Here is a 21,428-nt window from a genome sequence, read left to right as displayed (position 1 = left end):
CTGGCCCCCTGTCAGTTCCATTGCACGGGAAGGTAGCCTTCCTGCTTGAGGTGACGCACCACAACCCTGCCTTCGGCGCCGAGTGTGGTCCCAAAGGACGCCCTGCCGCCGCCCTTGATGACCACGTCAAGGGCATAGTCAAGATGGCCAGGGCGAGACTGAGGTATCAGCTGAACGCTCACCTGCGCCAGCCGGGGCTCGTAGCGGCGCAACGTGCGGGCGATGTCGTTCATCAAGCCATGTGCTGAAGCCGGTAGCCCTTGCAGCACTGTGCCCATGTCCGGCAAGCCATAGTCGGGCAGATGCGAGAGTGAACCTGCACGGCTGTTGAGAATGCGCTGAATGTTGTCCAGCACCGAGAGGGTCAGCTGGTCATCTTCATTCACCTGGTCCAGCGCTAGCTCACCGCAAAAGTTCCGCAACAGGATTTCGTAAAGAGAAGGACTGGTTTCAGGCATGCAGTCAGCCCTCCACGCGCTGTCGGAGCGTCAATCGGTTATCACCCAGTTCGAGTACTCTGGCCTGATCCGGTTCGAGCTCGTCCCGCTGCAAGACAACGCGCCACGTATTTTCGATAACGTCTGGACTTCGGAACAGCGCAACCACAGCAACATACCGAGCGTCGCCTTGTAGAGGTGTACTCAGCTGCGCCGCCTCGCCGGGCTTTATCACCACCACGCGCTCATCGAGCAGATCATCGCGAAGCACTCGCTCACCTTGACTTACCAGTTCGTCATAGGTGGCGTTCTCCAACGCCTTGCTGTCCTTCAACTGGTAGACCCGCACCAGCACCGGCACCGACAATCCGCTCATCTCTTCGACATCGGTATTTATCGCTGACCGGCCGTTGAGATCCAGATGCAGCGTCTTTACTTGCTTGTAGAAGATCGCTTGGGCAGTAGACGCCGTACCGTCTGCAACCTTTTGTGCAAGGCCACACCCACTCAGTACTGCAACAAGTGTCGATGCCGTGAAGCATTTAAAAACGGTACGCCACATGCTGTACCTCCTTCCTGCAAGGGTTCGGCTGCAGACCTTGATATCGGCCCAGGTTAATCGTGATCGTGTCGTCTTGAGCCAATGCGAGTACGCCCTCTGCCCGCGTCAACACAGCGGTCATGCCAAGCATCGACCGAGTGCGTCCTAGTACAGGAGCCGGCACCATCTCACGTGGAATTGAGAGCTGCAGCAGCGCTGTACAACGCCACCCCAGATACACTTCAAGCAACACGCGCAGATCGGCAATCAGCCGGCCACCAGGAAGCCACTCACGCGCTTCATCCTGGTCCTCGGTATACAGCCGCAGGCGCAGCTGGCTGTTCGCGTCGTGCCCGACAGCGCCCAACGGCATGCCCTGGCCCAAAGTCACCGGACGCTCTGGTGCAAGGCTGGCGGGCTGCTCAAGCACAACACTCTGCGGCCAATGCCCGGTCACGTGCGTATCCGTGTGTGGCGCCAGCAACTTCACCAACGCACCAATCCCCTCCACGTTGCGCGTGGGAAGACGCATGACGCTAAGCAGGGCCAGAAAACGTGACATCGGTGTGGCGATACGCTCTGCCGTACCGGGAATGCCCAACCCGATCAAGCCCAATAAACACTGTGAAGTGGCATCGCGCCCACCCGGTTCGAACGTTGCCGGGTAGGAGTACTTGCGCCAGATCCGATAGAACTGGGTGAATATTCGATGGTTGAAGATATCGAGGAAGTGCTCCACCGCCTCATGGCCTTCGCGTCGCAGGGCGATATCGTCCAGATAGGCCGTGGGCAAAGGAGAGTCGACGCCATACAAACCCAGCAGCCGGGTTCGCACGGTCAGCGGTCGGTGTGGAGCAGACTCGTCGATTTCAATGGCCTTCAACTCGCCTGCTGGAAATCCCATTCCAGGATCTGGCCGGAACCTGATTAGGTCATCGCCGGGATGTGCAGTGCTGCCCAACGGTGGTTGTTCAGCCAACACCTGCTCCAGCACCTGGCAGAAGCGGTAGACGTTAGCCGTCGACACCTGTTCAGCCAACACATGCACAATGCCCTCGGCCTTCAACCGGGAATACGCTGACTGTGATGTTCGCTCCATCGCAGGCACCTCCCCGTCGGCTGCAAAATCATCGTCAGTTGAGTGCACAAATGAATGTCCGCATACAGAGCGAAGAACCGGCTGAGCATTTCACCAAACAGGCAGATATCCCCCTCGCCTGAAAAGCCATTGCTATCGACCGTCACTTCGATATCCACACCTCGCAGCAAGAAGCCTTTCTCGAAGCGCTGGATCAGGTGATGCTTGACGTCGACAATGGCCTCCAGACGGCGGCGGTTGGTTTCGCTACCCGTCCACTCATACAAGGCCAACGTGCCACGCAGTACTTCTGCACTGTTGAGCATCGGTAGAAAATTCGACCCCAGGTGACTGAGTACCCGCCAGTGAAAACGGTCGCGATTCGGCGGGTAGTACGGTAGGGTCGGCGCGGTCAGGTTGCGCACTCGCAAGCCTGCCTGTGTGGACTGCGCCGCAGCGTCGAGCAACGTACTGCGCAATGCTTTTCGCGGCAGCTGGCCATTGGTACCGGTCAGGCGCAACGACAGGCTTTTGCGATTGAGCAATACATCTTTGTCAAAGCCCTCCCCGCCAAGAATCAGCCAAGTGTCATGAAGACCATTGGCGCCGCGTCTCAGGCGGGTATGAAAATAGCGCTCGGGGGCCTCATCGCGAAGCATCCCCCCTTTGTGACGAAAGCTGCTGAACGGCACGTAATCCTGACGAACGCTGTCTTTCGCTCCAGAAACCTTGTCTACCGAGTAGATCTCTGTATGACCGTCCTGCAAGCGCATTGGGCGAAGCAAGTATTCATTCTGCAACGGGTCCAAGATGAGTGGATCAGCCTCTAGTGCAAATAAGTTGATCACGGGGACCGCGTGCAAACGAATGTGCTCTTGCGTCGGCGTAAACGTATGCGACCAGTTCTCACTGAGTACTACTTCAAGTTCGAACCACGGCGCGTGCGCAGGCAGCACGAGCGATTCCAGGCCGCAGAGCGTCACGAACATGAACTTCTCGCGGAACGTAAAGTACTCCAGCAACAACTGATAACCGCTGAATGCGCTATCGCCTTTAGGCCAAAGGCGATCATCGTCCGCAAACCCCTTTGGCTTGAATTGCCCCGCAAATGCCTTGCGCTGCGCCTCGCCTGGCAAGCGCACATGCAGCGCCTGCACGTTCAATGTCAGCGCCTGGTGCAGTACACTGGCAAGCGCCGCGTCGCCATTCAGATACAAGGGAATGTACGCAAGATCGAGTTGATCCCAGTCGGCCAGTGCTCCACGCGCGAAGCGTAGGCGTAGAACTGCACGTCCATCGGGCTCATGGTCAAGTCGCACGGTTTCCAGATTGAGCGGCCGTAGCGTCAAATCCTGCGTGGTGGAGTAGCGGCAGCGGGTACGGTGCTGCCCCACCGGCAGTGACAGCACCTGAAAGCCTCTTGCGACCGCCTCGCTGCCCTTCATCTGATTGACATCTGGCATAAGCTCGACGATGGCCAGCGATGGGATGGTACGCAGGTAATGCGGCCACAGCAGGCTGACCAGCCCCTCCGTCAGCTCAGGCAGGTCATCGTCCAATTTCTCACGCAGACGCCCCATCAAGAACGCAAAGCCTTCGAACAAGCGCTCCACATAGGGATCTTCAGCGCCGGGTTTATCCAGGTTGAGCTGCGCCGCCCGATCCGGGAAAGCTTGGGCAAACTCCTTACCTGCTTCCCGCAAGTAGCGCATTTCAGCGTCGAAGTAACGCAGGGTTAGGTTGTCCGTAGTCAAAACAGATTCCTGATCAAAGTGAATTAACTGCACAGGATTGCAGCGCGTACCGGGTCAATGGATACGAGTGCTGCCAACTGGTGTTCCATTTGCCGCGCCAACGCAGGCCGGTCAGCATCGTTGCGCTGGTTTTTCAAACGCAGCAGCTTGAGTAAACGCGCCTTGACCTCGAAGAGCAGGTCGGGCTCCCAGTCGGCAAATGTGTGGCGTTGCGCGGCAGCGTCCAGCTCAGTGAACAAATGAATGGCCAGCTCGGCCTTGCCGCACTGTTCGGCCACTCGCGCCATCAGCAAACGCAGTAACCAACGTTGCCGCCCGGTCTGCACGTCTGGACGGCTCGCCAGCCACGCCAGCGCGTGCTCCACGCCATCAGCATCCGCTTGCGCCAGTGCCTCGGGCTCCAAGGCGAATATTTCGCATGCAGCCGCCGACGATGCGGGGGCCGCTGTGGGCAGCCATTGTTCTGGGCGATTACCGCTGACCTGCTGGTTGATCCACTCACGCGTGGCTTCATCGGCGAATGGCGAGCCATCGCTCCAACACAGTAACTCCACGCCCGGCAGGCGTTGCAGCAGCATGCCCAGATCGTGTTTGACCACATCCGCCCAGCTCTTGGAGGGTTCAGCTGATTTGCTCAGGGCCTGATGGAGATACCATTGCAAATCCAACCAGAAGTGGTTGACGCCTTCGGCATACATTTGCTCGACCTGATCAATCAGCTCGTTCCAGCTTTGCTGCAAGTGCAAGCGCTTGAGCTGAGCGCGATACTCGCCGCGAGGCGGTGCCAGACGGGTAACCCCCTGCGCAGTTTGCGGCGGCAGTTGATGCACGGTGTCCCAACGCAAACTCTTCATCAGCCGATGCGCCGCCAACCACCCTTCTGGTTGATCACGTAGATAGCTGGCTAGCCCTCTACCACTGTCCAGCAGATCTCGGCCCGACTTTATGGGTGTTGGGCTCGGGCCTGCCGCCCTACTGTCTACGGGTGAATCACTGCCAGTCTGAGGGACGATTGCATCAACACCTCCCGACACAGCGAGTCGGGCAGTGAGGGCACCGTACAACGCGTCCAGTCCTGGCAGTTGGTCTTCAGGCCAATGGCTGAAGCAGTGCTCCAACCATACCAAAGCAGCCACCGTTCGCTCGGTTTCAGCCTTGACCACCTGTGGGTACAGCGACAAGCTTGCCAGGACCCTGCTGCCGGCAAGCCACTCCAAGGCCATCTTGCGGCTGTTGCCACGCACAGGCAGGATGCCGTCGGCATAACGTTCCATTAACGCTGCCAACAAGTTCAAGCCATCCGCCAAGCCTGCCTCTCCGTCCCGGTGCAAGCGTGCCCAGAGGTAGTAAGTGGCAACGCGAAGGTCTTTACACGAGTGCTGGAGCAGCTTCTGCCCCAGCTGCGCCACCAGCTCCACATCCGCCCCGGAAAGCTTGTTGACCTCCTCGCGCATATGCTGGAAGTCGTCGTCATAAACCGGATCCTCGCCTACGGGCGCGTCATCACGGATGGGGGTCAACCAGGTTTTCCAGCACTCGCTGTGCTCGCGCGCCACGGCCAGTGGCTCGCAACCGGGTAAACAGCTTTCGATCAGGCTTTTCAGACTCATTCGATGCCCCCATTCTGCGCGTACTGCGGTGTGTCACGGCCATCGACCAGAAAGATCTCTCGCGGCAAGCTGAACCCTCGCAATTTGAGCAGCGCAAGCGGGCCTTCCCGCAACTCGGTGCGCAAGTGCCAAGTGAGGCGCAAACCATCTGGCGCATCCAACACGACCCGGAAGCGGCTATCGCCGTCGTCCAACGCCGTGACATTGGCCTGCTCCAGCAGACGAATCAGTCCCCAGGTGCCCTGGTAGTCCGCAAAGAGACGTTCGCCGGTGTAGACACTGCTCCACGTCAGGCTGATGCCGGGATGGTCACCCTGCCCGGGCCAGCGAAAGCGTTGCCAGCTTTCTCGCTGGTTGAAGTAATGGTGCTTTTCACCATTGAGCACGAACGTGGTCTGCACCACATCACGCACAGGTTTGCCTTGCAGCTCGAAGCTCAAGCCCATACCGCCATCGGTGTACAGCACATCGGCCAGACGACTGAGCTGATTGATCGCTGTCAGAAAGTCCGGGTTGAAACGCAGCCCCTGGCTTTGCCGCGGGTCTGCCACCCAGCGGCTACCTTCTTTTCGTAGAAGCCCCGTGAGCTGCTGGGCCAGAAACTGTTCGATCCGCCCGGAGTCGGCGCGGATCATCTGCCCCAGCATGGGCAACGAGGCGCCACTGCTGGTGGCCGCGAAGGGATACCGGCCGCTGAAAGCACCCTGCCACTCGTCGACGATCGAGCGCTGCCACGCCCTGTTGAGGCCTGCCGACGACGGCTGCAGAATCTGTTGCCAGGCCTGATCCAGCGGCTGCACGAAGAGCGTATTGGCAGCCGCGCCCCAGTCGGCGCCCAGGCTGGCGGCGATCAGGTTGCCATAGGCCTGGGTATCGGTCAGGTCCACGCTTTTACCTTGGAATACCGTCTGCGCCAAGGCCTGGATCATTGCTTCAGGATCGGGCGCATTGACCACCTGCTGCAGCTTCAAGCGCACGCCGGTGACCCGCGTGAGGAAGGTTTGCAGGCTCAAACGGTCATCGCCCGATCGCCCTTCCGCCTCCTTTCCCAGCAACGCCATCAAGGGGCCAAAGGTGCTGTCGAGCGGGCCGTTTGGTGTTTGGGGAAGTTGATCGACTATCGGCGCTGCTTTTTGCCCCACCAACTTCTGTGCGGATTCAATCAGGGAATCGGCCAAGGCCTGGCCACGAACGCCTGCCTGGCCCTGGTAACTCAACGTGTTCATCAGGGCGATAAATGGCGACTGACGCACATCGCTCATCAGCGTCAACTGTGCAATCACATCGCTCAGGCCATGGCTCTGCTGCCAGCGCAGGCTGTTGAGGAAGCCCAGCCAGGCACTGCTGTAATCCTGGAAGTAGCGCGTGGTCAACCGCTCGCTGAGTTCGTCGGGGCTCAGCTCCTTGGCAATGTCGTTGGGGTTGTCGCTGAGCACCCAGTCGATCTCTTCGCGGCGCGCCTGCGCCGCCTCTTCAATGGCTGCACGTACCCGCCCTTCCCACGCTTGGCGGGTGAACACACCGGGGACCTGTTCAGCACTGGCGAACAAGGCGGTTGCATCGGTGTCGCCGACCATCTGCTGCAAGCCCAACGCCGGGTAGTGGTTCGCCGCGGTGTCGAGGACCTGCTGATACAGGCTGCTTTCGGCGTTTCGCTGGCCCAGTTCGCGCAGCAGCACGTGACGCGTTTGGGCGATCAACCTGGGGTCGGCCTTGATCGCCCAATCCGGGTGATCGGGCAGATGCTGGCCGTAGAACCTCCACAGTGCCGGTTCGGCAGCGCCCAAGGTCTCGGCCAAGAAAGCCGCATCGGCTTTTTCCGGGCGCGCCAGCATCAGATAGGCTTTGAGGTAGTTGTACGTCAGCTGGGCCCGCTTGGCGCGCTGGGGACTCGCCGGAGGTAAGTTGACCAACGCCTTGAGCCGTTTTTCCAGTTCAGAGACGGCGGGGTCACGGAGCAGTTGGTTATTGGCTTGCGTATAGAGCGGCCACACCGCTTCGCGCAGGTCGTGGGACCGGTTCAGGCCAAAACGCTGGTACCACGGTGCGCCGTGTTCTGATCGATAGTCCAGGCGGGAGAGTTCGCGTACAAGCTCGCCCAGTGCCTGTTGAGTGTCGGTGCCTGTTACAGGTTGCTGAAGCGCCCTGTACGCCACCGCTATCTGACCGACCTCGGCACGGTTGCTGGCAAACGACAACAGCAAGCCGATGCCCCAGATGGAAGCTAGGCCCAGCGCAGAAACGTAGGCGACTCTGCCTGGGTGCCAACCCAGTCGTCGGGCTCGGGCAGAGCGATCGCTGAGGATCCCTGACCATGCAGGGTCTTCTGGCCAGTGATGTTCAATTGCCGACTCCGGTTCTGGTCTCTGAACTGGCAAACTGAACCACACGCCACGGATCTGGATGCCACGTGTGCCCCTTCCTGAGAGGGACTCAATCAGGCGATACCATTGTGCAGCACCGTCAATTTGCAAGTCGCGAGCAAGCCGAAGTAAGAAATCGTGGGCCATGTGGTTCTGCATCTGCGCCAAACCTTGTTCGCGTAGCGAGTGCTGCAGGGCGCCCAAATGCTCTTCCCAATGAACTGCGGCCCGCCGAGTGGGAAGCAAACAGCCAACCGCCTCGATGTCGCGCCCCGACTGGTCCCATTGGCTTTCACAGATTTGCCACACATGCACAGGCAATTGCCTGCCTAGATGACAGCTCATATCCTGCAGATGATGAATGCTCGCACTCATGTAGGCAGCGTCGTCGACCATGCGGTCGCTCAGCGCCCAAACGACACCATCAATACCGCGCCAGCGAAACTGCCGTTGCCATTCGTCGAGCAGGACGGTGTTCAGACTGGAAATAAGACTGCCACCGTACAGAAGTATAACTGCCCGCCCTTCCAACCAATGCTCATCGATCAACCTTGGCGCAACAGAACTGACGGGAGGAGTTTCGCCAACCACCAAGAACAGACGCACCTTGAAACACCATGACCAACCATATTTATGACGGAGGCACTCTCGTATTAGGCTGATATTGTCTATCGACATGCCATGCGACGTACGCTTCACTTCTGACCTACTGTCTGCCTGGGGTTGATCTACAGAAGAGTGACGGCGATAAGTTGACCCACCAACGCGACGCCCTAATACCAGGAGAACTCCTCCAGACAATACCACCACAGCAGCAGTCAAAAAGAACAACCACGTCAACTCAACCACTCTATCAGATAACAAGTCTACCCCTCCAAGACAACCTCAGAACACCACCAACGCAAAGATCGTAACGACAGCAATGAAAGGAATTACCCCAAGCACCCACATTGCTATTGCGAGCATCTAAAGACTTAGACCGAATTTGGCGAAGCTGGTGTCACTGCGCAGTGGCAAAAGAGCGAATCATCAGAGCCACCAGTAATAACAAATTGCGCTCCCGCACTCAATTTAATACTCTCCGATGCGAGCGAAATCGCCAACCAAGGGGCTGCTTTACCTGCTGACCCAAGCAATGAATCTAAATCGTGAAATTTCTTTTTTTCGGCTCCAGCCCCGCTCAAGCTTGTTAACGCCATTGTCACCAGGCTATCGTGATATCGGTCAACTCCCGATCGCCAAACATGCTCAATCGAGCACGCATTTATAGGCACCCACTCCAGCGCCTGCTGCACAGATAAATCGACATCCGAATCAGGGGCACGCAAAAATTCCGGTCGATGCAGACAAGCTATTGGATGTAATGACGGTACCGGACTGCAGCCACCTAATAGCAGGCCCACCACTACTTCAGCTGTATCTCTCGGTTGTTCCGGAGCAAATTGAAATGCAACAATCAAGAGCAGCGAGTTATCCTCGACCCCTCGATCAAGCCATTGATTCACGGCCACTAATCCGGCATCGCTGATAATTTCCGTAGACTGACGAACCCCTGACTTGCACCATACGCTCCGCCATATACGGTGTAAAGTTGCCTCTGTTATTTGACTGTCACCCTCTACGAGCACCTTCAGAGGGATGTCATCAGCCAACCCCTCTAAGACCTGTGCAAGATCAGTCAACACTTGCTCGAACGCCTGCAGCAATATTTGCTCTGGATCGGCATTACCATCCCCGTCTATGCAGCTATGGCGTATTACATTCCCTCCAATCCTAAATGGCTGGCTTTTAATAGCTCTAACGCCCGCCAGAAGTTTACTGACTTGGCCTTCCGCACTTACACCTTGACGTCTTAAAGCCGTATAGGCGCTTGTGCCCCACACCTGTAATGAACGCCGACCAACTTTATATTTTTGTTCCAAGTCCTTCGTCCTAGCCTCATCCCACCCATCAGCAACCCGAACGTAACTCGCATAAATAATCACCCTAGTGGAAATTGCCATCACCCAAACCAGAACAGGGGTACCTAGGGCTACCTGCCAAATCCCTCCTGCATCTACAGGTGGCGCTTGACCGACAAACAATATTCCACCCATCAACCCCAAGAGCATAAACAGCAGCAACATTCCAAGCCAAATCGACCATCTTGGGGGGCTCGGCCGTCGCGCCTCTTCATAAACTTTCTGATTTTTAACTGCCATATTCGGCCTTCGATGGGCACCGCTGTGGAGGCGATTGTGCGTAGGTCTCATCCCTGCGTTGTTCAGGTGTCACGCCACCCGCCGTATTTTTGTCTCCAACCCTGACAATCCCAATCACGAAATATTCCCCATACAGCGTACTTGAGCTCATCAATTTCCAGGCTCACCCTGTAAAAAGTCCGAGGCGCAGAAGGAGTCGCTGCACAATCTATAACGAGTAAGCGAAATGACTCGACCGAAGCTGTCGACCCGGCCGAACCACTCAATTGAAAAACCATACTCATCCCATTTCACTGATGAATAATCATTATCCTGCCGTTCCTGACCTGAGTTTTGGCTCGCTAGCGAGACCGAGTGCAGGCAGCTGCTTACTAATATACGACTACTCACCTTAGACGAAGATTCATATAACTGAAGCCAGACCTCATCTCCAGAACCACAGAACCCATCGGGCCGTACTGGGTTCGAGGCACTCACTTGGAATATAGACAGGTACTCTTTGTCACTTACACGATGCAGATTCCCATCAAAATAGACCCCTTTTACTCCTATGGGAACGCTTAGGACATATTCGCTTCCATTTTTGGCTCTCACCATCACCTGCCCATCCTTGGCATCAATCCAACGGACCTCGCTGGCGTACACTCCGGCAACCCAAAAGGTATTGAGAAAAAAACCAATCAAACTTAGCCATCGCTTATTTATCAAGAACGTGATCCGCATAACACACCCCACTGTACTGCCAGGGATGATCCTTGGTTTGGCCTTTCCCACCGTCCCGGTACTTATCTTTATCCCTTTCCCGAAGCTCACTCTCAGTTTTTCCCTTATTCTTTTCTTTATCCATAGACCAACCAATATTTCCCGCATTTGAATCACAGAGAATACTTTTCTTTCTGACCCAGACCTCTGCAACACTATCCCACTGATGATAGGACCCACCATTCCAACGACTAAACACCTCATGCTGCAACTGATCATCCGTGTAAGCCCGCCCCTGCTGACCTAGATATTTTTTTGCCGCAAAGACCTTATCTTTGTATATGCCCGACCCGCCTAAAATGTTTTCCTTCCAACTCCAAGCCTGCTCATAAGTAGGCGCTGGATTCGTCATCTGTGTAATACCATAACCTTTATCAAAGGCGACAATTGGCTCCCCATCAAGATTAATGAAGTGCTTACTTCCCGTTTCCTGTTCCAACAGCTTCTCAAACCCATCCATGTCATCGAAATCGCCCACGTACGCAGCAACTGCTTCCTTGGACGGGTTCTTCCCCTTGATTATCACAGATCGTTTAATACTGTTCCCACCAGAGACCACCGTAACCGTCAACCTCCCTCCTAAAACCTCTCCATCCAACTCTGCAATCCAAATTTGACTATTGCTAGTGAACGATCCTGACTTCTTAAATTCCTGCAAGGAACTGGCTTTCCTTGCCCGTTCTTTTAGCCCACTAACTTTTGCATCCCATTCCACTTCCCACGACCAGCTCAAAGGCAAGGCACCTTGCACTCTCACCTCAAATGTAATCTCTGGAAACTCTGCTTGGTCTGAAATATAAAAACCGTCATTCTCACCTGGACTAACCCATGAGAGCCCATTCGCCGTCGAGATAACTTTCACAAGGCTTTCCGCACCTGAATTGCTGCTCACCGCCCCCTTGATTTCTTGCATACCACCACCCTAGATAATGCTGCCAGACTCAATTAAAAACCAACTCAACCCATACCCGACACTTCACTAAAAAACCATTTATCCAGACTCGCACCCATCGCTCAGCAGAGGCCTTATTCATTCATCCAATAACACTACTCGCCAGCTTCCGACCGCTGTTCGAGCTCACGACCAAAAACCAACGACAACTTTTCTGCCTTGAGAGTTTTTACACGCTCGGTACGGCCCTGGCTGTCAGTTCTTCCCAGCCAAACCTTTCCAGATTCACTGGTGACCTTATACGGAACACCAATCATTGCGGACTGGCCATCCTCTTCAAAAATCTGGAACTGCTCGTCAAACTCTTGTAGAGCCCCTACTGACGCAGGTAACCTTAAGGAATCTACACCTTTAGAAATTGCATCCATATGCTCAAAACAGGCGGACTTAATGATATAGTCCCCCTCAGTGCCGGATTCAATACTGCACGCCTCTATCGCTATGTAACTCCCACCGGCATTGAGCGTAATCTTCTTTTTCGCAGTGATCCGGACTTCATCTTCAGTACTAGAAATGTCCAGACCATGCCGTGCAATTAGCGACAAGGTATCGTTCTGCGCCTGGATACTGACTGGCCCTTGGTTGGCAATGAGCTTGATGCCCAATTTGCGCACGAACAGACTGAGTCCCTGTCCTATTCCAACAAACAAGCGTTTGACCACGCTCATATCGGCCTCGCCGCCGGCGTTGAGCATCAGGTTCTTTTGCGCCGCCAGCTGAAGATGACCACCACTGGTAATCGAGATCCCTTGAGGCGCACTGAGCAACAGCACCGAGGATTTCAGCTTTTCCAGATCTTGCTTAAGCAGGTCCAACTGGGCTTGGACATCCGCAGGCTCCGCCTTACACGCCTGCGCATCTACCGACAGCCCTTCCAACTGCTCTTTGGCCTGGTCCAGTCGCTCTAGGGCCGCGGCCATTTCGAGCATGTTTCCCTTGGCCCCAGGCTGTGCATCGGCGCTGATGAAAATGCCGCTTCCACCGCGCATGGCGACATGCCCATCGGTGCGCAGCTCTGCCCCCCCACCTCGTGGGTTACGCTCAGCGTCGACCACGTGCCCCAGATTGAGCTGGCTCTTGCCACTATGCTCGGTACTGAGCTTGATGTGCTCTTGGCCGCGCGTATCGTCCATGCGCAACTTGTTGTTGGCCGGGGTCCGCAGCACATTGCGTTTGTAGTTGCGCAGCGTCACGTGGTCAGGATGTTCACTGTCGTGCAAGGCATAAGCGATGTAGGGGCGGTCCGGATCGCCTTGCTCAAACGCCACCGCCACTTCGGTACCGCAGATCAACGGCAAGTGCAGGCCATGGGTGTCACCCGCGTAAGGCCGTGCCAGTCGTAGCCAGACACTCTCCTCGCCTGCACGCCAGGTGTCCCGGTCAAACAGGAAATTGACCCGGTAACGTCCCTCCATATCGATATGGCCGTAGGAATCGTTCTTTTGAGTACTGGTAACTCGCGCCGGCACCGTACCGGCGATCTGTGGCTTGCCCAGCAATTTAGGCCGAAAGCCTATCGACTCCGAATAGGGAATCGCGTCGAACCTGGCCTCCAAGCTCCGGTCGCGTGCTGCCTCGACGGTCAAATGTGTAATGACCACCCCAGGCTCGAACACCTGTGGTGCCCCGTCAGAGACCGTCAGCACTTGCCCTGGGGCAAGCGTTACGCTGCTGCTGACGCCATTGCAACGCGTCTGGTCGTTGAGAAAGCGTTCATGATTCAGGCGCGCATAGAAGTAGCCACTTTCGCTGAGCAGGTCCTCATCTTGGTCAATGGCGTCACCCAGCGCGGCATAGGGTTCACCGTAGTGATAGCCTTCGCCGTAAGTAGTGGTGGCCCCCCGGCTGTGATCAACCTCACCATCCAGGAAAGCGGCCGCGTCCCGGTGGTGATAAGCCCGCACATTGATGTGCTGCTCCACCACCTGATGCTCAACTTGGAGCGCCCATACGCCCTCCTGCCCATTGCTGGTCAAACCCGACAGCGGGCGATGTGGTAGCGTGAGTCCAAACTGGAAATGGCGTTGATGGTCGTGAAACTCGACCACATCGATGGAAAGGCGATCATCGTGGGTAAAGCGATACCAGATGCCGACTTCCGCCAGCAGACGGCTGATGAAGGCCAGATCGCTCTCACCGTACTGCATGACCTGTTCACGCTTGGGATACTCGCGCGCCAGGTCAAACAAGAAGTGCTGCCCTTCGAACTGGTGGCGACTACGGAGGACACTTTCAACGATTTCCGGCACCGACTGATGCTGGTAGATCCGGTACTGCTTGCCACGCCCGAGCAATGCCAGGTGCGCTTCGAGTGTGACTTGGTAGCGGGCTTCATCCCGGGAACCGGAGACACGCTTGAAACCGGTGATCACGCCATGCAGCGTACGTGAAGCAGCGTTGATCATTGAGAGCTGGACGGTGGGTTGAGACTTGCCCAGATAAAAGCTGGCATCCTTCCCGAGGATCTGCGCAGCCTCGATATCCTGCTCCGGGGAAGTGAATGCCACGGTGTACTTGAACGGTTTGCTCAGCCACTCTTCACCTTTGAACGACAGTACATCAAGCTCAACAGCAAGCTGGTCGACTTCAAGCTGGTAGTGGTTATGGGTGAAACCCATTATTGGCTTCGACATCATCAAACCCCCTCGGCAGCCGCTACGGCTGCGTGGTGTTCATCTGCAAAGCTCAAGCTGATGCCGGCGTCTTCGCAGTATCCAAGCGTCACGGCTTGGGTGGGCTGTCCGAGCGCTTGGCGCTGGAGTAACTGCTGACTGAGCACCGGCAGGATCTGTTGATTGAGCAAGCTATCGATATTGCGAGCGCCGGTATCGGGCAAAAGGCAGGCGGCGACCAGCGCTTCGTAGAGCGAGTCATCAACCTCACATTGCAGGCCGTAATGACGCAGCAAGCGCTTGGCCACTTGATCGAGTTTGATGGCGACAATGCGCTTGAGTGTATCGGCCCCCAATGGGCGGAAGATCAATGTCTGGAAGCGAGCCAACAGTGCAGCATGGAAGTGCTCGCGTAACACGGGACGCAATAGTTCATGCAGTGCCGCTTCCTCAATGCCTGGCTGCCGCTCGATACTACCTTGCAGCAGGTCGCTTCCCAGGTTCGAAGTCATGAGGATGACCGTGTTGCGAAAATCGATCTCCCTTCCTTCTCCATCACGCATGAAGCCGCGGTCGAACACCTGATAGAACAGGTTGAGTACATCACGGTGGGCCTTTTCGACTTCGTCCAGCAACACCACGCTATAGGGACGCTGGCGGACGGCTTCGGTGAGTACGCCGCCCTGGCCGTAACCCACATAACCCGGCGGCGAACCCTTGAGTTGGCTGACGGTGTGCGCCTCTTGATACTCCGACATGTTGAGGGTGATCAAGGACTTCTCGCCACCGAACAGACTGTGGGCCAGTGCATGCGCCGTCTGCGTCTTGCCGATGCCACTGGTACCGACCAGCAGGAAGACAACCATCGGTGCCTTGTCGTCAGTGAGGCCCGTTCGGGCGGCGCGCAACCGTTGGGCAAGTGCAACCAGCGCCGGGTCTTGACCAACAACACGCTCGGCCAACTGATCTTCCAGGTTCAACAAGCTGGCGTGTTCGTCTTTCAGCAGACTACCGAGAGGCACGCCCGTCCAGTCTGCGATCACCTCAGCCACACTGCGTGCGCACACATCGAGGGACAGCAGTGGCCGACTCCCCTGCACGTAGCTGAGGTGTTCTTGCAGTTGAGCGCAGACAGTTGTATCAACCTGCTCGCCCTGGCGAGCATTGAGCAGCTGGTGGGTGAGGTCGAGTTCTTGTTGGTACTGCAGCTCCAACGCGGCTTGCTGACTCTCCAGCTGCACCAGCTGGGTAGTGATCTTCGCCAAGCGAGATTCATCCGTAATACCGGTAAGCTGCGCGTCCTCTTCCAGCGCCACCCTCTCTGCCGTGAAGGCCATTTTCTGCGACTTCAGCTGGACCAAGGCCTGAGGTTCGCAGTCCAAGCTCATGCGAACACGCGCGCAGGCGGTATCAATCAGATCCACAGCTTTGTCCGGTAAACGGCGCCCGGTCAAAAAACGGCGAGACAAGCTGACCGCCGCCTGCACCGCAGCATCTTGAACATGCACACCGTGGTAGCTGGCATAACGCGCTTTGAGCCCTCGCAGCATCACACAAGCATTGGCATCATCCGGCTCATCGACCTTGATCATCTGGAAGCGACGCTCTAACGCCGCATCGCGCTCGAAGTACTGCTTGTATTCACTCCAAGTGGTGGCAGCGATGGTGCGCAGCTCGCCACGCGCCAGAGCCGGTTTCAGCAGATTCGCCGCATCTGCGCCCCCTGCCTGATTGCCAGCACCGATCAAGGTGTGCGCTTCATCGATGAACAGCAGCACCGGCGTCTCTGACCGCTGGACGGCATCAATTACGTTCTTCAGCCGTTGCTCGAACTCGCCTTTGACCCCTGCGCCCGCCTGGAGCAACCCTAGGTCCAGAGTACGGATACACACCGGTTTCAAGCTATCGGGGACATCCCCGCTGGCGATGCGTAAAGCAAGCCCCTCGACCAGAGCGGTTTTTCCAACACCTGGATCGCCAACAAGGATAGGGTTGTTCTTGCGCCGACGGCTCAGCACATCGATCATTTGACGGATCTCATCGTCGCGGCCGAACACCGGGTCGATTTGCCCCGCTGCTGCCTGGGTAGTTACGTCATGGCTAAACTGATCGAGGACAGCGACTGATGCTTCGTCCCCCTTCAAGACGACTGCCGCCTTAGCCTCTCCTGACACTTCTGGCTTGAACAGTGATGTCTGCCCCGGTTGACGCTCTTGCGAGTCAAACTCAAGCAGCGTTTCCATTTGCTTGAACTGCGTCGGACCGACGCTCAATAGAGACCAGGCGGCGGAACATTTGAGCAAGTTAGGCGTTTCAAATAACGCCCCCAGCAAGTGAACGGATCGCAATTGCTCACAGTCACGATCCAGCGATGCCAACAACCAGGCATTGGTGATCAGCTGCTGCACCTCACCGCTCAACTGAGGTTTACTGAGAACGCTGCGCGGCAATGTATGGAAGTGGTCAAGCAGCCCTTGCCAGATGGCATCCATATCCCACTCGTATCGGCGGGCGAGGACCACGAGATCGCCCTCGCCCTGCTCAAACAACTTCAACAGCCAATGTTCAACAGTGATATGACTGTGCCCGCGCGCCTGACAAAGTGAAGCCGCTGCCGTGAGTGCCTGGGTACAGTAAGCGTTTAGCCGGCGAAGCAGGCGGGTAGGATCGTGTGCCATACAGGGCATCCTTGTCGTCAATAATCAACATGCCGCCACAAGTGCGAGCGCATCTGAATAGCTGAGGTGTATTTGGCTGAACGCCCGCGCACGGACGCTCAACCCAAGACACTGGAGGCTGTCAACCAACCTCGGTTGACAGTCCGGTTTCATCCAGCGGCAGCGGCGCTAGGGCGCTCATTCCAGGAATCCGAATGGATGATGTTGCCATCCTTGAATGCCCAAGTAATTTTTTCGTAGCGCAGCTCGACTAGTTCCAAGTGATTGTGTTTTTCTTTCGCCGGATCTTTGACATCGTGCATCTTTGGCGCAACTTTCACGACCTTGACGTTTTCCAGTTTGGTGTTGAAATACTCCACCTCCTGCCCGGCATCATTAATCTTGTACCATTTAAACTCCGCCTCTTTAAGCGTCTGCCCAGTCGTCACGGCCTTGTAGAGATAAGGAGAGGAGGCGTCTATCTCCTTGGTAAAAACAAAAGGCGTATGGATACGCGTACCCGTTAATTTGCCGGTATTGTTATCGGTAGGGATATACAAATCATGATCTTGACCGACCACTTCAACACTACCCTCACGACCCTTTACATCCACCGAGCCTTTGATATCGGCTCCACCATCGTCTTTCAGCCACAGATAAACAGGAATAGCCATTTAGAAGCTCCTCATTTCAAGCTTTGGGAGTCGCAGAGTGCGACTTAGGTTGCAGTCCTGAGGCCGTAGCCGAGGGCTGACAAGCCCCCGCCTCCGGCACCAGGCGAATTTCAACTCGGCGATTAGCCGCCCGTCCTTGTTCCGTGTCATTACTTGCAACGGGCTCGCTTGCACCCAAGCCTTGAACTGCGAAGCAGTTGCTGGGTATGTCACCCATGTGTTGTATCCAGTCATGAACCGCCGCCGCGCGTGTTCGCGACAAACGCAAATTCTGTTCGTCATTACCCGTCGCGTCCGTATGGCCCGTGATCACGATCAACCAGCCTGGCTGGGCCTTGATGTCTGCAAGTGCATTCACCAAAAACTTGGTCGATCCTGGCTTCAACTGCGCGCTACCACTGTTGAAGAGCGACAGGCTGTCCAGGCGAACCGTGCGTGGCTTGTCAGCCACTCCCTGAGGCATCGTCGGGATGTGATGGCCGTTGATTGCGGCCAACAACGAAGGACGCAGCCTTTCGCCCTGATAGAGCCCGATCCCCAAGGACCACGGTTCCCCTTGGCGATAGTAGCGGTCCAGTCGCTGCGCCTCCTGGCGAAGCACCATCAGTGCCTCCTGGCGTTGCGATACTTTGTCCGAATCGGGGCTCAGCGAAGCCGTGCTGTAGCGTCGCAAATCATCGGTGACCTGACGGATCAAGAGCGTGTTCTGCCTCGCCGAACTAATCAGCGCAACGCAAGCCGTCAGTACGAACAACCAGACTCCAATCACCACAGCCCTGCTTCGCCGACTGTGTGGAGTACTGCCAGGCAACACATGGAGCAGTGCATCAGGAAAGGGTAAAGACGCGTTTGTATGTTTAGGCCCACTACCTGCGAAGGAAAGGCCAGTCCGCTCCTGTAGCCAACGGAGCCAGAGGTTGCCATCACGCGCGCCCTCAGACTTGGGACAAAATGCAACCGCAACGGCGACCGCTGTTACGATCCCCTCGCGGGAATTACGTTTGCCAATTTCCGGCAAGCACGCTTGATTCAACCAGCCCACGGCAGCGCTCAACTGCACCGTGATTCGTAATCGATCAGCCTGGTTCTCAGGTTCTGTGCCCCTGCGCTCCCATTCGGCCAGCGTCAGGCACTCACCCCCCTCACGCGCTCGCACACTTGATGCTTCAGTTTCCCAGCTGAACCAGGGCGACACCCCAACTGCGCTCGGGAAGTAGCCCACAATCAGCAGCGGCAGCGGTCTACCTCGCTTGCGCAATATCGCAACCTGGTGGCACAAGCTTTGTATCTGGTTCGCAAGCACTGCGCCGTCAGTATGGGCACTGGGATTGACGAGCCACATGACACTGAGCTGCCCGTCCCACTCTGGCCGCTCCAGCAGCAGATCGGCCACGGCTGCGGACAACTTCAAGAGATCGGGCACTGGCACATAACACCCCTCCACTGTTACCCGTGGCGCCAACTGCTCAGCAGACGAGGCCCCAAACAGCTCAGCCAAGCAATCGCCGACCGCTAGAACGACAGGATGACGATACGAGCCAGCAGGCAGGCGGACACCGCCGCCCCACTGCAACGGTGTACGTTTCTTGGCAGCACGCTGAGTCCGGCGCCAGCCCAACACCAGCAAGGCAGGGACTACCAGAGTAGCGATGGCTTGAACCTCTACAGCCAGCGGCAACGTGGCAATCAACAACCAGGACAGCGCACCGGCCCATAGCCAAAGCCCCTGTTTGTGTACCTGCGCCATTGCGCTCATCTCTGCACCGGCAAGAGCGAGGCCACTGCCTCACCTAACGCGTGATCAAGCGCCCACCAAGCACCTACCAACAGAGCAGCTGCCATCACGATGTGAAGCAGAGGAGATCGCAACCAACCCCACATCGGCATCCGTGGGCCACTGCCTAACTGAACGACCAGCGACTGACTTGTATCCAGAGGCGGCACTTGCGCGGAGATGGCAGTCAACAACTGCTGCCGCTCCGGGTGGTTTGCCTCTCGGTAGCGCCCCAGGAATCCAAGCATCAGGACTCGATGAAATACTGTGAGTACGCAAGGGGACACAGAGGCTTCCTGCAGCGCAGAGCGCATATCTTCGTAGAGCGACTCCCCCGCCTGATGGCTGCTGAAAAACCTTGCCTGTAAGGTCTCCATCGCCCAATCCTCATGGGCACTGCCTTCGGCGCGGGCAAGTACTGTTTCGTCCAGAAGCGCACACTGCGCATGACTGATCAGATCGACGCTGCGGCGGTCCAGACCCTCCTGCTGAAGCATGGCTCGTACATGCTCGACATCAGCCACGCACCTTGACCACAGCTGCGGACTACTGTGCGCATCGGTACCGTGTCGCAACTCGACAACCAACAGATAGGTGTCCTGCAGCAACGCGTCGATGTCCACCTTGGCTGCGGTGTGCTTCTGCACTGTGCGACTCATGAGCGAAGCACCGCGAACAATTCGAGCTGGACACCCTGAAACACACTCGGGACATAGAGGGCACAGACCCCATCAGCCAGCATGGCGCGGCCCTTTGCATGGCTGAGATCGAGCGCGAAGTACTGATTCTCTAGCCGCAGCGGTATCGCGGCGGGCACATGGCTCAAAGGTTTCAGTGGAACGCCATCGAGTGCCGCATTGACGAGATGGTCCACATCATCGGGGGAACCGATCTTGCACAGCCGTGGGAATTGGCTTTGAACTTGTACGGCTGGCAGCCGGCAACGGACCGATAAATAGAAGTCAGCTCCTTCAGGCTCAAGCAGACGTGGATCGCTCAGAGAAACCTGCCAGCGGTTTGCGCTACGCGCCTCCAGGATCAGCGCCAGCACGCGGGACGGCAGGCTCGCCTCCAGCAATGTGGATAGGGTACGCATCAAGGGCGGGAAAACCGCCTCAAGGTCCGCGTGCTGGTAGGCGGGTATGTCCTCTATGTGCTGGTCTAACGAGAAGGTCAGCAGGCCACCTGCAAACTTCACCAACTGTTGATATACCTGCTCCGGATGGCGAGCAGGCTGCGCTTTTATGTCTGCCAACACCGGCTGATAAGTGTTCAGTGCGTTGAGCAACCAGAACAACGTGACATCTGCAACAGCGAAATCCGCCATTCGCTGGTTGCTCTCCCGGCGCATTCCCATCAAACGCTCACGCTTGGCGGACAGCTGGGTGAGCAGGTTGTCGAGTTGAAGCAACAACCCAGCATGAGCATCAAACTTCAGCAACGGCGGGATGTAGGTATCATCAATGGCCCACCCATCCTTGCCATCACGCAGCAAACGCCCCACCGGGCAGGTCAGATAATCCGCATTATCGTCATCAGCCAGACGCAAGCTCAGCGCATGTTCGAGCACGCTGATTGACTGTATTTCACTGGTGTAGAGATCCTTGGTATCACGCCATACCTGGTGATATCTGACGGGCCGCTCAGCGCTGCCACCCTCAAACAGGCAGTTGTTACCATTGGCCAGTTCCAGTGGCAAAGCGATCACAACCGTTGCCGTCTGGATATCTCCGGGCACTACCCGAGAGAGTTCCAGGGCGCTGGGTAGTCGATCCAGCCGATCGGTGTCGATCAAAGTACCGTCTGGTAGGCACAACTGAAGCCGAGTGGCCTTCAGCTTACCCAACCTCAGCGCATCTGCATCAAACGCCACATTTTGGATGCCCCAAGGGTGGACCAAGCCCAGTGAGGCAATACTCTGGTTGGTCCACGATTCAAAGCGGGCCTGCTGTTGAAACTGCTGCGCAGACAACACCACTCCGGACGCCCATAAAGGCCGGTCGATTTTCACGA

General features: G+C 56.7%; 14 protein-coding genes. All 14 read right to left on the bottom strand.

What is annotated here, in order from left to right:
• Positions 1-11: 11 nt before the first annotated feature.
• On the bottom strand, positions 12-458 hold the full coding sequence (gene tssE / locus ACMGGN_RS05990) for a type VI secretion system baseplate subunit TssE (protein ID WP_115274377.1): 447 nt from the start codon (positions 456-458) through the stop codon (positions 12-14).
• Between the two features lie 4 nt (positions 459-462).
• The gene (tssJ, locus tag ACMGGN_RS05985) at positions 463-999 is read right to left on the bottom strand and encodes a type VI secretion system lipoprotein TssJ (protein ID WP_115274376.1); all 537 of its coding nucleotides are present in this window, start codon (positions 997-999) and stop codon (positions 463-465) included.
• Positions 980-2,077: a type VI secretion system baseplate subunit TssG gene (gene tssG, locus ACMGGN_RS05980; protein ID WP_196996620.1), complete on the bottom strand. Its 1,098-nt coding sequence runs from the start codon at positions 2,075-2,077 to the stop codon at positions 980-982. The genes tssJ and tssG overlap by 20 nt, the downstream gene beginning before the upstream one ends.
• Positions 2,041-3,810, bottom strand: a complete 1,770-nt coding sequence (gene tssF / locus ACMGGN_RS05975; protein ID WP_414156525.1) for a type VI secretion system baseplate subunit TssF — start codon at positions 3,808-3,810, stop codon at positions 2,041-2,043. Before tssF ends, tssG begins: the two co-directional genes overlap by 37 nt.
• 23 nt (positions 3,811-3,833) lie before the next feature.
• Positions 3,834-5,420, bottom strand: coding sequence for a type VI secretion system protein TssA (gene tssA, locus ACMGGN_RS05970; RefSeq protein ID WP_174142224.1), 1,587 nt, complete (start codon positions 5,418-5,420; stop codon positions 3,834-3,836).
• Positions 5,417-8,623, bottom strand: a complete 3,207-nt coding sequence (locus ACMGGN_RS05965; protein ID WP_414156524.1) for an ImcF-related family protein — start codon at positions 8,621-8,623, stop codon at positions 5,417-5,419. Before ACMGGN_RS05965 ends, tssA begins: the two co-directional genes overlap by 4 nt.
• Before the next feature lie 134 nt (positions 8,624-8,757).
• Positions 8,758-9,984 (bottom strand): hypothetical protein, encoded by a 1,227-nt coding sequence (locus ACMGGN_RS05960; protein ID WP_414156523.1) that lies wholly within the window; start codon positions 9,982-9,984, stop codon positions 8,758-8,760.
• Positions 9,985-10,681: 697 nt separating this feature from the next.
• Positions 10,682-11,659 (bottom strand): hypothetical protein, encoded by a 978-nt coding sequence (locus ACMGGN_RS05955; RefSeq protein WP_414156522.1) that lies wholly within the window; start codon positions 11,657-11,659, stop codon positions 10,682-10,684.
• A gap of 134 nt (positions 11,660-11,793) precedes the next feature.
• Positions 11,794-14,316 (bottom strand): type VI secretion system Vgr family protein, encoded by a 2,523-nt coding sequence (locus ACMGGN_RS05950; RefSeq protein ID WP_414156521.1) that lies wholly within the window; start codon positions 14,314-14,316, stop codon positions 11,794-11,796.
• 17 nt (positions 14,317-14,333) lie between these two features.
• Positions 14,334-16,988, bottom strand: a complete 2,655-nt coding sequence (gene tssH, locus ACMGGN_RS05945; RefSeq protein WP_414156520.1) for a type VI secretion system ATPase TssH — start codon at positions 16,986-16,988, stop codon at positions 14,334-14,336.
• A gap of 149 nt (positions 16,989-17,137) precedes the next feature.
• The gene (locus tag ACMGGN_RS05940; RefSeq protein WP_012315100.1) at positions 17,138-17,641 is read right to left on the bottom strand and encodes an Hcp family type VI secretion system effector; all 504 of its coding nucleotides are present in this window, start codon (positions 17,639-17,641) and stop codon (positions 17,138-17,140) included.
• Between the two features lie 16 nt (positions 17,642-17,657).
• A complete protein-coding gene (locus ACMGGN_RS05935; protein ID WP_414156519.1) occupies positions 17,658-19,397 on the bottom strand; it encodes an OmpA family protein in 1,740 nt (579 codons plus the stop codon).
• Complete coding sequence (gene tssL, locus ACMGGN_RS05930; RefSeq protein WP_177433156.1) at positions 19,394-20,074, bottom strand: type VI secretion system protein TssL, short form; 681 nt, start codon at positions 20,072-20,074, stop codon at positions 19,394-19,396. Before tssL ends, ACMGGN_RS05935 begins: the two co-directional genes overlap by 4 nt.
• Positions 20,071-21,426, bottom strand: coding sequence for a type VI secretion system baseplate subunit TssK (gene tssK, locus ACMGGN_RS05925; protein WP_414156518.1), 1,356 nt, complete (start codon positions 21,424-21,426; stop codon positions 20,071-20,073). The genes tssL and tssK overlap by 4 nt, the downstream gene beginning before the upstream one ends.
• Positions 21,427-21,428 lie beyond the last annotated feature (2 nt).

Source organism: Pseudomonas sp. BNK-30 (assembly GCF_047456185.1).
Classification (GTDB): domain Bacteria; phylum Pseudomonadota; class Gammaproteobacteria; order Pseudomonadales; family Pseudomonadaceae; genus Aquipseudomonas; species Aquipseudomonas putida_E.
The sequence above is the reverse complement of the archived record's forward strand: the minus strand, read 5'-3'. Positions and strand labels throughout refer to the sequence as shown.